Genomic DNA, 14,033 nt, shown 5'->3' with positions numbered 1-14,033 from the left:
TGGTGAACAGGGCCCGTTGCGGCGGTTGCGGATCCGCCGGTGCACCCTGTCACGCGAACAGTTACCACTTGGTCGAATTTCATTGGGAAAGTAAGCCCCGGCAGAAGGTGCGGGAAGAGTGAGGGCCGCGTTCGTAATCAGAGCGTTATCTGGCGCGAAATTGCCGCGCCCCGCCCCTTGCGCCCGTGGAGGCCGACGTCCACACTCCGAGCAGACTGCGAAATTCTAAGGATTGGAAGGTTTTTGGCGTGGTGATGCGGGATTCGGGAAGAGGAAGCGCACGGTGACCCAGGCCAAGGCCCGCGGCCCGTACACCAAGACCCCGGCGAGGCGGGCGGAGATCGTCCGGGCGGCGCGCGAGAGCTTCGCGGAACACGGGTTCACGAAGGCTTCGCTGCGGGACATCGCCGAGCGGGCCGGCATCACCCACGCGGGTCTGCTGCACCACTTCCGCAACAAGGACGACCTGCTCGCCGCCGTCCTCGCCGAACGCGACACCGAGGAACGGCGGTACGCCGAGTCGAAGGTCCCGGACATGGACCACCTGGCGCCGTATCTCGGCGACATGCTGCGCCACCACCAGAAGGCCCCCGAACTGATGCGCCTGTGGATCGAGCTCGCGGCGGCCGCCTCACTTCCGGAGCACCCCGCGCACGGCTACTTCGTGCAGCGCTACGCCTGGGGCAGCGATCAGTTCGCGCGGGGCATGCGCGGCAAGGCGGACCGCGGAGAACTGCACGAGGCGCTCGCCCCCGAACACGCCGCCACCCTGCTCCAAGCCGTGCTCAACGGCCTGCAGTTGCAATGGCTGCTCGACCAGGAACTCGACATCGTCGGCCCGGTCCTGGCCTTCATGCGTATGACCTTCCCGCAGGCCGCACCACCGGAGGACGAAGAATGAGCCCCGGCATCCTCGCCGTCCAGCTGTACAGCGTGATCGATGCCCTGGCGGCCGACCGCCCCGGCACGCTCGCGCTCCTGGCCGCGCTCGGCTTCCGCCACGTCGAGCCGTTCGCGCTCGGCCTGTGGAACACGCCCCCCGACGAACTGGCCGCCTCCGCACGTGTGTTGCGCGCCGACCTGGACGAGGCCGGCCTCGGTGTCAGTTCCGTGCACATCGCCGTGTCGGCCGACGGCCAGGCAGCCGCGATCGAGACCTGCCGCATCCTCGGCACGGACACCGCCTTCGTGCCGATCCCGTGGCTCGTCGACGGTTTCGACGAACGGTCCCTGGAGAGCCACGACGGAGTACGCGCCTTCGCCGACCGTCTCAACGAGGCGGCACGGGAGATGGCCGGGGCCGGGATCCGGCTCGGCTACCACAACCACCACTTCGAGTGGGCCCGGCTGCCGGGCGGCGCCCACGCCTTCGACGCGCTGTGGGATCTGCTCGACCCCGAGGTCCTCGCCGAGGTCGACGTCTACTGGGCCGCCGTGGCAGGCCAGGACCCGGCCGAAGTCCTGAAACGTCTCGGAGAACGCGCCGTGACCGCCCACCTCAAGGACGGGCCCGCCGAACTGGACACACCGCAGACGCCCATCGGCACCGGGGATATCGACATCCCGGCTGCGTCGCGCGCCGGGACCCATCTGCGCTGGCACATCACGGAGATCGACCGGACCGAAGCCGACCGCTTCGAACTCCTCGCCGCCAACCGGCAAGCGCTCCTGGCGGGTGGCCTGACCATCGCCTGACACCCCTTCGAGCGGCGCTCGGCGCGGCTGGTCATCGTCGCCGCGTCGCGGGGTGAACCTCATTGTGCGCAGGGGGTTGTCAGGCCTCGATACGGGCGTCGGCAGGAGCGAGCGGACGGCACAAGGCGTCACCGCCGCCGGATTCGCTCTCCCGTCGTCTCAATCCCCCTTCCCCACCCGGCGGGACGCGCTGAACCTGCCGCAGCGGAGGGGCTCCACGGTCGTGCCGTCGGGGAAGACGACGCGTGCGGTGGTGGCCGGCGGGACGTCGACCGTGACGGTGAGCAGATCCCCCGTCGTTCGCCACTCGACGGCGATCGTGCCCTGCGGCGACTCATGCGTGCCCCGGGCCCACGGCACGGACGGGTGCGGGACCGGCGCGACCTCGAAGGACTCCCAGGCGACCGACCCCGGCGTCTGCCGCAGCCCCAGGACGTGGGTGTGCATGAAGCAGACCACCGCGCCCTTGCTGTAGTGGTTCAGGGAGTCGTGCGCGGTGCCGGTGTCGTCGACGCCCTCCCAGTCCTCCCAGATGGTGGTCGCGCCGCGGTCGAGCATGTACAGCCAGGACGGCGCGGTGCGCTGGAGGAGCAACTCGTAGGCGACGTCGGAGTGTCCGGTGTCGGCGAGGACGGGGAGCAGATCGCCGGTCGCGAGAAAGCCGGTGCCGAGATGGGTGCCGGCCGCGCGGATCAGCTCGACCAGGCGCGCGGCGGCGGCCTCGCGCAGGTCACCGGGGACGAGCCCGAGGGACAGCGCCCGCACATAACCGGCCTGGGTGTCGCCGGCGGTGCGCCCGTCGGGGGAGAGGAACTCGGTGCGCCACGCGTCACGGACGCGCTCGGTGATCTCGGTATAGCGGTCCGCGTCCTCGGTACGGTCCAGCACCCGTGCCATGCGGGCCAGGGTCGCCGTCGAGCGGTACAGGAATGACGTGCCGATCTCGCCCTTGTCGGCCAGGAACCAGGCGACGGGATCGTCCTTGACCGGGTCGACGCGGGTGCCGTCGGCTGCCTTCGCCCTGGGCTCGGTCCATTCGCCCCAGTGGAAGGAGCCGTCCCACAGGTACTGCTCGTGCGGCAGCGGCTCGGCCGAGCGCTCGGTCCGGGACCCGTGCCGGAGGGTGCGGGCGGTCATGAGCGCCCACTCCACCCAGCCCACCATCGCCTCCCAGTTCTCCGCCAGCACCTCCCGGTCGCCGTACGCCTCGTACAGCTCCCACGGGACGGCGACGATGGCGTCGCCCCAGCCGGCCGAGCCGGTCATGAGGGCGAACTGGTCGTCGAGGTGGTGTTTGATACGGCGGCCGTCGGGCGAGAAGTTGGCGATCCGGCCGTCGGGCAGCTGGTCGTCGCGGACGGAGCGCAGCCATTTGCGGCTGAAGCCCAGGACGTCGTACAGGCGGGTCGCGGTGGGGGCGAAGACCTGGTAGTCGCCGGTCCAGGCGAGGCGTTCACGGGTCGGGCAGTCGGTGGGCACGTCGACGGCGTTGCCGCGGAAGCTCCACTCGGCGATCTCGTGCAGGCGGTTGAGATCCTCGTGGCCGCAGGCGAAGGTGCCGGTGCGGCGCAGGTCGGAGTGGACGACCCGCATGACGAGGCCTGCCGGGTCGAGCGGGGCGCCGTCGCGGCGGACCCGGACGTACCGGAAACCGTGCACCGTGTGGCGCGGCTCGAACGTCTCGTCACCGCCCGCGGACACGGTCTCGTCGCGCTGGACGAAGGGGAGCGGGGCCTGGCCGGGACGTGTGGCGTCCAGATGGGCGGTCGTCAGGTCGCCGTCGGGGCCGAGGTGCTCGCCGTGGTCGACGACCGTGCGGGTGCCGTCCGGGCCGAGGTCACTCAGGGCGATGCGGCCGGGGGCGTTCTGGCCGAAGTCGGCGATCCAGACACCGTCTTCGAGCCGTGCGACGGAGTGCGCGGGGCGTGACTCGACCACGCGCACCGGTGGTGCCGGCGACCAGTCGATCGCGGGTGCCTCCACCTGGTCGACGAGGACGGGCCCGCCGGCCCCGGGCCGCAGCCGGAAGTCGGTGGTCTGCCCGTCCATGAGGTCGGCCCGGGTCATGGCCGACTCTGCGCTCGTCCACGTCCCGTCGGTGCGGACGACCTGGCGTGTGCCGTCCTTGTAGACGATGTGCAGCTCGGCCCGCGCGCCGAGCACGGTGCCCCAGCCGGCGGGCAGGCGAAAGGCCCCGACCTGACCCCGGTACCAGCCGTCGGACAGCAGGATCTCGAACCGGTTGGCGCCCGCCTCGACGGCGGCCGTGACGTCGGACGCCTGGGCGTAGAGCGTGCGGTCGTAGGAGGTGGAGCCGGGCGAGAGTTCGGCGGTGCCGGCCCGCGCGCCGTTGACATACGCCTCGTACACGCCGAGGGCCGTCGCGTACAGCCGTGCCGAGCGCACTGCGGCCCGCGCCTCGAACCGGGTCGACAGGACGTACGCGGGCCGTCTGCCGTAGCCGGCGTCGTCGGACTCGGCGGGACTGATCCAGCGCGCCCGCCAGTCCGCGTCGAGAAGGCCCGTCTCGAACGCGTGCCACCGTGACCACGGCGAGTCGCTGCTGCCGCCGAGCGCCCGGACCCGCCAGGCCACCCGGCGACCGCTGTCCAGCGCCGCCCACGGCCAGGGGAGGAACCGGTGCCCGCCCACGGCAGTGGTCACAGCGGGCCGCGCCTCGCCGTCGACGGTGCACTCCACCTCGTACGTCACCGGGCGTACCGCGTCCGACGGCGGCTTCCACGACAGCCGGGGCGTGGGCCCCGACACGGGGAAGGTGTCACCGCCGCTGTCGATGCCCAGGTCGTACGGTGCGTTGTGCATGGTGTGCCTTCTCGGAACTCGGTGGAACGGGATGCTTCTCGGGAGGCCGGCGGGGGCGGTGCTACCGGACAGACTTGATCTTGAGCTTGACGATGAGGCCGCCGACCAGGGCCAGCACCGCGCCGATCAGGTAGAGCTGGGTGTAGTTCTTCTCGCCGCCGCTGACGCCGAGGGTGATGACGAGTGGGGCGATCAGCGGGGCGACGGCGCTGGGGATCTTCTGCGCGAAGGCGACGACGGCGAGGTAGCGGCCGGCCTCGGCCCGGTCCGGCAGGACGGCGAACACGATCGCCTGGTCGACGGCGCTGAACACCGCGATGGCGAACTGCATCAGCACCGCGCCGACGACCAGCTGGGGCAGCGAGTGGGCGAACGCCTCGGTGACGGCCCCGGCGACGAACACCGCGGAACCTATCAGGGCGAACAGCTTGCGCCGGCCGAGCTTGTCGGAGAGGAAACCGCCCCCGATGGCGCCGCCGGCGGCGGCCACCACGCCCACGGTCCCGATGACCGCCACGATCCCGGCGACCTCCTTGACCGGCAGGTCGAGCCGCTGTGCGTAGAAGAAGGTGCCGAAGGTCGTGTTGAAGTACAGGCCCATGAAGAAGACGAAGCGGCTGAGCCAGTTCCAGCCGAAGTCCGGGTACTTGCGCGGGTTGAAGCCGTAGCTGGCGACCATGCTCCGCAGGGTCACACCGCCGGTGTGCACGAGTGCGCGGGAGTCGCCCTCGGGCTTGAACACCGGGAACAGGATCACCAGGGCCGCGCCCAGTACGCCCGGGACCAGGAAGACCAGGAACGTGCTGGAGGCCACCCCGTACGCGAGACCGATCCCGATCACGGGGGCGATCTGGGTCGTGACACTGGTCAGCGCCGAGACCCGGCCGCGCTGCTCCTCGGGCACCCGGTCCGCCTGGACGTTCTGGACGGCCTGCCCGGTCGTGGACCAGCCGATCATGCCGACGATCCACGCCAGGCCCAGCAGGAGGACCGACGGTGCCAGGGCGACCCCGACGAGCGCGACGGTGCCGAGCAGGGCGCCGCCGATCATGAAGGGGGTCCGGCGGCCGAGCCGGGAACGGGTCCGGTCGCTCCAGAGGCCGATCAGGGGGCTGAGGACCAGGTAGACGAACTGGGCGGACCCGGTGACGTATCCGAGCTGTTCCTCGTGCCCGGGCGCCAGGTCGGAGATCCGCACCGCGAGCGAGTAGGAGAGGGGGACCATCAGGGCCAAGGAGCCGCCGAAGCTGGCGATCATCAGCCAGAGGAGGTAGTCCCTACCGACCTTCTGCAGTGGCGTTGCCTCGATCTCGGGCTTGGCGGGCGGCTCGGTGGAAACCCCGGCGGCGTCCTGCGGCGACACCGGCACAGGGGGCACCACCACGCTGACGTCTCGGTCGGCGTGAGGCATGAAGACTCCTTTGTCACATGACCGTCGGGGCCGGGATTCCGGCTCTGGCGACGCCGGTGAGGGTCGGCCCGGGGCTGCGGTGAATGCACAGCGGCGGCTGTGGCCCTGCGCCGACGGGTGCCGGGCCCGTGAGCGGCTCGGTCGGCGCAGAGTGCCGGTGTGGTTCGGCTGTGCGCCATGGGGGGCGGCGGGGTCGAGGCATGGGCCGCCTTCTCGGTCGCGCGGCGAAACGGAAGCCCAGTGCTGCGTAGCGGAAGCGAAGTGCTGCGTAACGGAGGCGCGGTGCCGCGTGACACCGCGGGTGTCAGTCAGCCGCGGCCTGGCCGGGCTTGCCGCCGTCCAGGCCGTGCCAGCGTCGGCGCAGGGCGAACGCGGCCGACTTCGGCTTTCGGTCGCGGGTGAACACGCCCTTCTTGTTGCCGTCGACGCGGTGGATGCCCGGCGAGGTCTGGAAGTCGGCGAAGTTCCAGACGTGTTCGCCGACGAACTCGGGGATGCGGTCGAAGACGCGGTGGTACATGGCGAGGAAGTCGCTCTGGTACTCCTCGCTCCACGGGGCGTCCCAGACCGAGTGCAGACCCGGCTGGGTGTCGGCGCCGTACTCGGACATCATGACGGGCTTGCCGAAGCGCTGGACCCACCCGCGCAGGTCCTGCTCCAGATACCCCTCGGCGGTCGCGAGGTCGCCCGTGAACAGGTACCAGCCGTAGTAGCGGTTGATGCTGAGCACGTCGAACAGATCGCCGATCTGGTCGTTCTGCGGGGTCGCGAACATGACGGCGGCGTAGGTGAGGGGCCGGGTCGGGTCGAGCTTGCGGGCCAGTTCGACCAGCGGCTCGAAGTAGTCGCGGGCCCCGTCCTCGTTGGACGCCGGCTCGTTGGCGAGGCACCACATCACCACGCTCGGGTGGTTCTTGTCCCGTTCGATCAGCTCCCGCAGGTGCTGGGCGTGGACGTCGCGCGTGGTCCCGCCGAAGTTCTCCGGCGCGAAGGTGGGGGTCGGCGGAATGCCGGTGAGCCCGCCCTGGACGCCCAGGTTGAGGCCGACGGCGGCGGTCTCGTCGATGACGACGATGCCCTGCCGGTCGGCGAAGTCGAGGACCTCTTCGGCGTAGGGGTAATGGGAGGTGCGGAAGGAGTTGGCGCCGGTCCACTGCATCAGCTGGAAGTCGTGGACGAGGTAGGCGTCGTCGTGGCCCTTGCCGCGGACCGGGGTGTCCTCGTGCTTGCCGAAGCCGGTGAAGTAGAAGGGTTCGCCGTTGATGAGGAAGTCGGTGCCGCGCACCTCGATGGTACGGACACCGAAGGGCTGGGTGTAGCTGTCGACGGTCTCGCCGTCGACGGCCAGTTCTACGACGAGGTCGTAGAGGTAGGCGGCGCCCGGCTGCCAGAGCGTGACGTCCTCGATGCGCAGGATGCCCTCGGGGCCTTCTCCCTCCGCGACAGTCCGGCCGGCCTCGTCCATCGCGCGCACCCGCACGGTGACCGTGTCGGCGTGCTCACCGACGGTCTCCACGCGGTATTCGACGGTGCCGGCCGTGCCGTCCCGTCCGGTGACGACGGTGACGTCCTCGACGAAGGTCTTCGGTGTGCTGTACAGGCGGACCGGGCGCGCGATGCCCGCGTAGTTGTAGAAGTCGTGCAGATACGACTGCCGTTCGCGGCCGTCGGGGCCGGTCGTGACGGTGCCGGGCGGGATCGTCACGTTCGTCAGCCGGTTGTCGACGCAGACCGTCAGCCTGAACTCGGCGCCGGGCTCGACGACACCGGTCAGGTCCGCCTCGAACGGGGTGTAGCCGCCGCTGTGCTCCGCCACGAGCCGCTGGTCCACGTAGACCTGCGCGGCGTGGGTGACGGACCCGAAGCGCAGGACCACGCGTTCGCCGGTCCAGCCACGCGGCACGCGCACGTCGCGCTGGTACCAGACGACTCCGACGTGGTCACGGATCTCCGGGTCCACGAACAGGTCGTTGTAGCTGGCGGGCACGGGGACTTCGAGCGGCGGGGCGAGACGCGAGGCCCACGGGGTGGCGCCGGCCCGGGTGCCGAGAGCGAACCGCCACAGGCCGTCGAGGCCGACGAGGTCGCGGGTGGGGGTGGTGCGGGGCGAGAGCATGGGGTTCCTACCGGGTGGTCGGGGTGGTGGGGGCGATGCGCGGTTACGAGGTCTCGCCGGCGTCGGCGAGGAGCGTGCTGCCCGTCATGAAGGCCGCCAGGTCGCTGGCGCAGAACAGCACCACCCGGGCGATGTCGTCGGGCACGCCGAGCCGGCCGAGCGGGCCGGGCCGCATCACGGACATGAGCGCTTCGGAGTCCAGGGGGACCCCGGCCGCCGCCATGTTCCCCTCGGTCGGTACGAACGTCGGTGCGACGCCCAGTACGCGGATGCCGAACGGGGCGAACTCCAGGGCCAGTTGCCGGGTGAGGCCGCGTGCCGCGTGCTTGGAGCCGACGTACGCGGCGAGACCGGGGGCCGTCCCGCGGAACCCGGCCGTGGAGACGACGTTGACGATGACGCCCCCGCCGCTGGCTTCGCTCATCCGGCGCGCGGCCTCCCGGGAGCCGAGGAAGACGCCGCGCGTGTTGACCGCGAACACCTCGTCGAAGGCTTTGTCGGACATCTCCAGCGCGGGCACGCTGGGGAAGATCCCGGCGTTGTTCACCCAGATGTCGATGCCGCCGAGTTCCCGGACCGCGAGGTCGGCGGCGGCCACGACGCTGTCGGGATCGGTGACGTCCAGATGGGCGGCAAGGGCGCGGCCGGGGCCTTGCGCGCCGAGCTCCTCGGCGACGGCGGTGGCGAGCTCGCCCTGGATGTCCGCGACGAGCACATCGGCTCCCGCCTCGGCCAGCCGCTCGGCGACGGCCCGGCCGAGCCCCCGGCCCGCGCCGGTCACGACGGCGCGCCGTCCGGCCAGCGAGACGAGTTCGGCCAGGGACTTCGACGAGACGTCGGGTACGGATACCTGCACGGTGTGTCCCTCCGGTGGAAGTGCGGTCAGATCCGGCCGCGGCGGGCGGTCTCGCCCAGCCAGGCCAGCGAGGGCTTGGGGCGGCGCTCGAACGTCTCGCGGTCGACCGCCACCAGGCCGAACGTCGGCGCCCAGTGGCCCCACTCGTAGTTGTCGAGCAGGCTCCAGTGCAGATAGCCGCGTACGTCCACCCCGTCGGCGATCGCCTTGCCGAGGTGCTCCAGGGCCTCGCCGGTGTAGGCGATACGGCGGGTGTCGTCGCCGGTGGCGATGCCGTTCTCGGTGATCAGGATCGGCAGGCCGCCGGTGACCTCCGCGGTGTGCCGTACGGCGATGCCGAGGGCGTCGGGCCGGTAGGCGGTCCCCACGAGCGTGTTGTCCGGGTGCGGCGGGTAGGGCTCGATGCCGTCCTCGCCGACCCACTGGCTGGAGTACGACTGCACGCCCACGAAGTCGTCGCCGCGCGACCCTTCCAGGTAGAGGTCCTCCCAGACCCGCTCCAGTTCCCGCTTCTTCTCCTCCGCCCCGGGGCGGGCCGCGAAGGCGCGGTTGGCGACCGTCCAGCCGACCTTGGCGCCGGTGCGCTCGCGCAGCACCTCCCGCGCGGCGTGGTGTGCCTCGACGAGCCGCGCGCCGATGGCCGCGTCGGGGGCGGGCAGGGCCGGCCGGGGCCCCTCGTTGTCGAGGGTGGGGCTCTGCCACTCGCCGGAGGCTTGCGCGCTCTGCATCGCGCGGGCCATGCCGACCATGATGGCCAGCATGTTGGGCTCGTTCATGGTGACGACCCACTCGACGCCGTCAAGGATCGGCGCGACCGTCTCGACGTAGGTCCGGAACCGGTCGACCGCCCGCTCGCCGAGCCAGCCGCCTTCCTGGGCGAACCAGAGCGGGCTGGTGAAGTGGTGGAGGGTCACGACCGGGGTCAGGCCGAGTTCGAAGGCCGTGTCGATCATGCGCCGGTAGTGGGCGAGTTCGGCGCGCGACACCATGCCGGGGACGGGCTCGATACGGGCCCATTCGATGCCGAAGCGGTAGGCGCCCAGACCGGCGTCCGCGAGCAACTGCATGTCCTCGCGGTACCGGTGGTAGCTGTCGCAGGCGTCGCCGCTGCGCTCCATGCCGGGGATGCGTCCCTCGTTCGCCCAGAAGTCGCTGTTGAGGTTGTTGCCCTCGATCTGGTGCGGTGCGGTGGAGGCGCCCCAGAGGAACCTGGGCGGGAATTCGGTCATCGTCGACTGCTTTCCTGAGTGTCGGTGGTGCGGGCCTCGTGGCACTCGCGCCACGGTCCGGCCGTTCGGACGCGGCAGGTAGCGTCCTGAGTGCGGAGGGTGATGAACGAGGGCCGGGCGGGTTGCGACCTTTGCTGGTTCGTCGGTTTGTGAGTGCGAGGTGTCCGACCAACCAACTCTTACCGCGTGGTTAGTTTTCGTTGGGACCGTAAACCGGGATCGCAAGGGCGGGAAGGATGTCGTTCGGCTTCGTGATCAGAACGTTATGTGGTGAGGTCCCGGTTGGCGGGGACTGGGTGCGCGGTGGGCAAGGCGTGAACGAGCAGTCCATATGCCGAGGCGGTAGACCGTGAGGGTGCTTCGCCCAAGGCGGGCGCGAGACGGCGGGCGCGGGGCGGCGGCGTACGGAAGGGGCTCGCCATCGGGGACATGCGATGGGGATCTCAAGCCCGGGGTGCGCAGTTCGCGCGCGAAAGAAGCGCGCCGCATCACGGTGGGCGAGGGCTGCCGGCAGCCTGAGTGAGGCCCTTGCGCCGCCCCCGTGTGCGAGCGCGCCTTCAGGATGTGCGACGTGCGCTGCTCGGCGACCCGTTCACCGGCCGGCGCGGTCGTGATCGAAGAGCAGACGGACGAAGTCGGTGACGGGCCCGACGATGTCCAGGTCCTGGTCCAGTACCCACTGCAACTGGAGCCCGTTGAGCACCGCATGGAAGAGGACCGCCGCGCTCTCTGGACTGACGCCCTCGGGCAGCCTGCTGCGCGCGGCCTCGCTGTCGAGTCCCTCGGCGAACTGGGTGCGCCCGCGTTCGTAGCGTTCGACGAAATGGGCGTGGGCGGGATGATCCGGCCGTGAGGCCGCGGCGGCGAGCTCGATCCACAGGCGCATCAGTTCGGGCGCCTTCTGGTGGTGGCGGATGAGCTCGCCGAGATAGGGGGCGAGCTGGTCCAGGCTGTCCACTGCTTCCAGGCCCTGCTGCCATTCCTCCGCGTCGCGTTCGGCGAGCACCTCGGCGAGGAGTTCGTCCTTGTTCCGGAAGTGGTGCAGGAGACCGGCGTGGGTGATGCCGGCTCGTTCCGCGATATCGCGCAGGGAGGCCTTGGCGTAGCCGTTCTCGGCGAAACTGTCGCGTGCCGCTCGTACGATCTCCGTCCTGCGGGCCGGTGTCTTGGCGTACGGTCCACGCGCTTTGGCCTGGCCCACGGTGCGTTCACTCTCCTCGATGAAGCCCGGTCCGGGAGGGTCCTATGCGGCTGCTGAGCCCTTAAAGCTTCCCATATGGTCAGGATTCGCGTCTGCGCCCTGGTCCAGTTGTGAGCGGTCGACGGACGACGCGCCGGCCGCGAAGGCCGATCGCCCCCTTCCCCTGCCTGCCGCACGGGTCTAACGTCTGAATAGAAACCAACCGCGCGGTAAGAGTTGGTCGTTGGCCCGGTCGCCGACCCGGTCGCCGACCCGGTCGGCGGACTGTCGCGCGGCGTGGCGGCGTGGCGGCAGTCGTCCCTCCGGCCGCCGATGTCCGTCTCGCCCCCGCCCGTCGAACAGGGGAGCCGGCGATGGCTCAAACCGCCCCTGGGGCCCTCGGAGTGCGGCCACGGCACCGCACGGGTGAAGACAGCGACTTCTGCGCCGTCCGGTGGAGCCAGCCGTGCCCTTCAGTCGTCGCCGGGGGCGCCCTCGTAGCGCTGGAGGAACTGTTCCACGAACTCAAGGGCCTCCGCGTGCCGTGTGGTCATGCCCATCATGAGGATCCGGCCGAGGGCGTTGGCCAGCATGAGCAGCACGGCGGGGGACACCTCCGACGGCAGTTCGACGCCCGTCTCCGTGAGCCGTCACGTGAGCGCCTCCAGCTGTACCTCGCGGTAGCGCTCGGCGCGGATCGCCTTGCGGTGATTGGCCAGCGCGTTGAACTCCGTGGTCAGCGCGTTCCCCGGGTGACTGGTGTCCTGCCATAGGGCGCGTATCGGCTGGGGGCCGTCCAGTCGACGGACCACCTGCTCCAACTTCTCGTCGCCCCGTCGTCGCAGCACCGCGAGGAAGAGGTCGTCGAGGGTGCGGAAGTAGTACAGCACCAGCGCGGGCGCGACCTCGGCCTCGCGGGCCACCCGCCGGACGCCCACCGCGGCGTACCCCTCCTTGAGCTCCCCGACGCCGACCTCGACGCGGCCGTCGCCGAGACCGTCCGCTCCTGCTGCACCCTGTCCGGCCAGGGCTGCAACCTCACCACCCGGATGCTGGTCCACCGCGAGGTGTACGACCAGATGGTCACCGCCGCGGCGGCCGCCACCCTGCGCGTCGGCGATCCCTTCGACCAGACGACCGCCCTCGGTCCGGTCGTCGGCAAGGCGGCCCACGAACGCATCCTCGGCATGATCGAACGCGCCGCCAAGGACAGCCGTGTCGTCGCCGGCGGCCGCGCCACCGACCCGTCCACGCTGCCCCCGGACAACCGTGACGGCTACTTCATCGACCCCACTGTCCTCGCCGACGTCGACCCGTACAGCGAGGTCGGCCAGCACGAGGTCTTCGGCCCCGTGCTGTCCCTGATCCCCTTCGAGACCGAGGACGAGGCGGTCGAACTGGCCAACTCCACGCCCTACGGCCTCGGCACCGCCATACACCCCCACGATGTGTCCCGCGTCCAGCGCATCGTCCCACACCTCCAGTCGGGCACCGTGCTCGTCAACGGCGCCTTGGGCCAGCCACCGGGCGCTCCGTTCGGGGGCTACAAGCAGAGTGGCTACGGGCGCGAAGGCGGTAAGGAGGGCCTGTACGAGTTCCTCCAGACCAAGAACGTCTTCATCCGCGCGTAAGCGGCACGCCCATGCGGCCCCAAGAGGTCAGGATCGCCGACTCGTCGTTCTGGCAACGGCCTCTCAGCGACTCACTCCCCCCCTCCTCGTTCCGCACAGCGTGCCGTCGTCCCGGGGGAACACCCCGCTGCCATCTCCGTGATCAGCGACCGCACATGCCGCGCACATCTCCATCAGCAGTCGGGGCGCCCCAAAGAACCGGACGGTCACTGAAGGCAGGACCTCGTCAGCCACATCCGGAGCCACATCCGGCCCGCCCGGGCCACCCAACAACCTACGGAGGCCTCATGGACGTCACCCAGGCGGTCCGCACCCTGGCAGAGGTCCTGCCCGCCCACGAAGCACCCTCGGCTGCCACCCCGTTCGGCCGCGCCGCACGAGACTTCCTCTACGGCGAGGTCTGGTCACGCCCCGGCCTGAGCCGCCGGGATCGCCGCTGGGTAACGCTCACTTGCGTGGCCGCCGCCGACTCGCCCCAGCCCATCGAGGACCACGTCCACGCGGCACTCGCGAGCGGCGACATCGGCCTTGAGGCCATGCTGGAGTTCGTCCTGCACTTCGCGGTGTACTGCGGCTGGCCCAAGGCGTCCCATGTGGAGGGGGCCATCGCCCGGCAGTGGGACCGCATCCACCGCGAACGCGGCGAACAGACCACTGCCTGGCCGCAGTTGGGCAACGACGCCCTCCGTCCCGCCGCCTGGGACGGAACGGCTCGAACGCGGCGTGGAGGAGTTCATCGACTCAACCTCACGCCCGCACCGCCCATGAACTCGCCGTACCAGCACGCCGGCATTCTCAACTTCGTGTTCGGGCACGTCTGGCAGCGCCCCGGGCTGAACCGGCGCGAGCGCCGGATCATCACGGTCGCCAGTGTCGCCCTCGACGACTCGCCTGTCCTCCTGCAGACGCATGTCAGGGCCGCGCTCCACTCCGGAGACCTCGGCAAGGAGGAGATGGACGAGATCGTGCTGCAGTTCGCCGCGTATTACGGCTTCGCCAAGGGGGAGGCCCTCGCGGACGCGGTGGAGACAGCGTGGGCGTCCAAGGCCGAGTTGACCGAGCCGACGCACTGACCGGCTTCCGCACCGTGAG

12 protein-coding genes are annotated in these 14,033 nt (G+C 70.7%); 4 read left to right on the top strand and 8 right to left on the bottom strand.

What is annotated here, in order from left to right:
• Positions 1–283 precede the first annotated feature (283 nt).
• The gene (locus ACFY1L_RS54055) at positions 284–901 is read left to right on the top strand and encodes a TetR/AcrR family transcriptional regulator (RefSeq protein ID WP_388842951.1); all 618 of its coding nucleotides are present in this window, start codon (positions 284–286) and stop codon (positions 899–901) included.
• Positions 898–1,695, top strand: a complete 798-nt coding sequence (locus ACFY1L_RS54050) for a sugar phosphate isomerase/epimerase family protein (protein ID WP_388842950.1) — start codon at positions 898–900, stop codon at positions 1,693–1,695. Before ACFY1L_RS54055 ends, ACFY1L_RS54050 begins: the two co-directional genes overlap by 4 nt.
• A 159-nt stretch (positions 1,696–1,854) precedes the next feature.
• Here the strand turns inward: ACFY1L_RS54050 and ACFY1L_RS54045 are convergent, their stop codons facing one another.
• The 8 genes from ACFY1L_RS54045 to ACFY1L_RS54010 all read right to left on the bottom strand — a co-directional run bounded on the left by ACFY1L_RS54045 (position 1,855) and on the right by ACFY1L_RS54010 (position 12,371).
• A complete protein-coding gene (locus ACFY1L_RS54045) occupies positions 1,855–4,518 on the bottom strand; it encodes a family 78 glycoside hydrolase catalytic domain (protein WP_388842949.1) in 2,664 nt (887 codons plus the stop codon).
• Positions 4,519–4,579: 61 nt separating this feature from the next.
• Positions 4,580–5,929, bottom strand: a complete 1,350-nt coding sequence (locus tag ACFY1L_RS54040; protein ID WP_388842948.1) for an MFS transporter — start codon at positions 5,927–5,929, stop codon at positions 4,580–4,582.
• A gap of 304 nt (positions 5,930–6,233) precedes the next feature.
• Positions 6,234–8,045 (bottom strand): beta-glucuronidase, encoded by a 1,812-nt coding sequence (uidA, locus tag ACFY1L_RS54035; protein ID WP_388842947.1) that lies wholly within the window; start codon positions 8,043–8,045, stop codon positions 6,234–6,236.
• Between the two features lie 43 nt (positions 8,046–8,088).
• Positions 8,089–8,901 (bottom strand): SDR family NAD(P)-dependent oxidoreductase, encoded by an 813-nt coding sequence (locus ACFY1L_RS54030; protein ID WP_388842946.1) that lies wholly within the window; start codon positions 8,899–8,901, stop codon positions 8,089–8,091.
• Between the two features lie 26 nt (positions 8,902–8,927).
• A complete protein-coding gene (locus tag ACFY1L_RS54025; protein ID WP_388842945.1) occupies positions 8,928–10,130 on the bottom strand; it encodes a glycoside hydrolase family 1 protein in 1,203 nt (400 codons plus the stop codon).
• A 592-nt stretch (positions 10,131–10,722) separates the two neighbouring features.
• On the bottom strand, positions 10,723–11,331 hold the full coding sequence (locus ACFY1L_RS54020; RefSeq protein ID WP_388842944.1) for a TetR/AcrR family transcriptional regulator: 609 nt from the start codon (positions 11,329–11,331) through the stop codon (positions 10,723–10,725).
• Between the two features lie 452 nt (positions 11,332–11,783).
• On the bottom strand, positions 11,784–11,912 hold the full coding sequence (locus ACFY1L_RS54015) for a hypothetical protein (RefSeq protein ID WP_388842943.1): 129 nt from the start codon (positions 11,910–11,912) through the stop codon (positions 11,784–11,786).
• Positions 11,913–11,960: 48 nt separating this feature from the next.
• Positions 11,961–12,371 carry a TetR/AcrR family transcriptional regulator gene (locus ACFY1L_RS54010; RefSeq protein ID WP_388842942.1) on the bottom strand — a complete coding sequence of 137 codons (411 nt, stop codon included), beginning with the start codon at positions 12,369–12,371 and terminating at the stop codon, positions 11,961–11,963.
• Here ACFY1L_RS54010 and ACFY1L_RS54005 point away from each other — a divergent pair.
• Together ACFY1L_RS54005 and ACFY1L_RS54000 are read left to right on the top strand one after the other, a co-directional pair.
• On the top strand, positions 12,327–12,941 hold the full coding sequence (locus ACFY1L_RS54005; RefSeq protein WP_388842972.1) for an aldehyde dehydrogenase family protein: 615 nt from the start codon (positions 12,327–12,329) through the stop codon (positions 12,939–12,941). The two genes, ACFY1L_RS54010 and ACFY1L_RS54005, sit on opposite strands and share 45 nt — an antisense overlap.
• A gap of 287 nt (positions 12,942–13,228) precedes the next feature.
• The gene (locus ACFY1L_RS54000; RefSeq protein WP_388842941.1) at positions 13,229–14,014 is read left to right on the top strand and encodes a carboxymuconolactone decarboxylase family protein; all 786 of its coding nucleotides are present in this window, start codon (positions 13,229–13,231) and stop codon (positions 14,012–14,014) included.
• The last annotated feature ends 19 nt before the right edge of the window (positions 14,015–14,033 follow it).

Source organism: Streptomyces sp. NPDC001663 (assembly GCF_042893105.1).
Classification (GTDB): domain Bacteria; phylum Actinomycetota; class Actinomycetes; order Streptomycetales; family Streptomycetaceae; genus Streptomyces.
Note: the sequence above shows the minus strand (reverse complement) of the source record. Positions and strands in the feature narration are given on the sequence as shown.

Bases quoted from the DNA above. Each gene is read 5' to 3' on its own strand.
- ACFY1L_RS54050 (WP_388842950.1), top strand. From the start codon at position 898: ATGAGCCCCGGCATCCTCGCCGTCCAGCTGTACAGCGTGATCGATGCC.
- ACFY1L_RS54025 (WP_388842945.1), bottom strand. From the start codon at position 10,130: ATGACCGAATTCCCGCCCAGGTTCCTCTGGGGCGCCTCCACCGCACCG.
- ACFY1L_RS54045 (WP_388842949.1), bottom strand. From the start codon at position 4,518: ATGCACAACGCACCGTACGACCTGGGCATCGACAGCGGCGGTGACACC.
- ACFY1L_RS54000 (WP_388842941.1), top strand. From the start codon at position 13,229: ATGGACGTCACCCAGGCGGTCCGCACCCTGGCAGAGGTCCTGCCCGCC.
- ACFY1L_RS54040 (WP_388842948.1), bottom strand. From the start codon at position 5,929: ATGCCTCACGCCGACCGAGACGTCAGCGTGGTGGTGCCCCCTGTGCCG.
- uidA (WP_388842947.1), bottom strand. From the start codon at position 8,045: ATGCTCTCGCCCCGCACCACCCCCACCCGCGACCTCGTCGGCCTCGAC.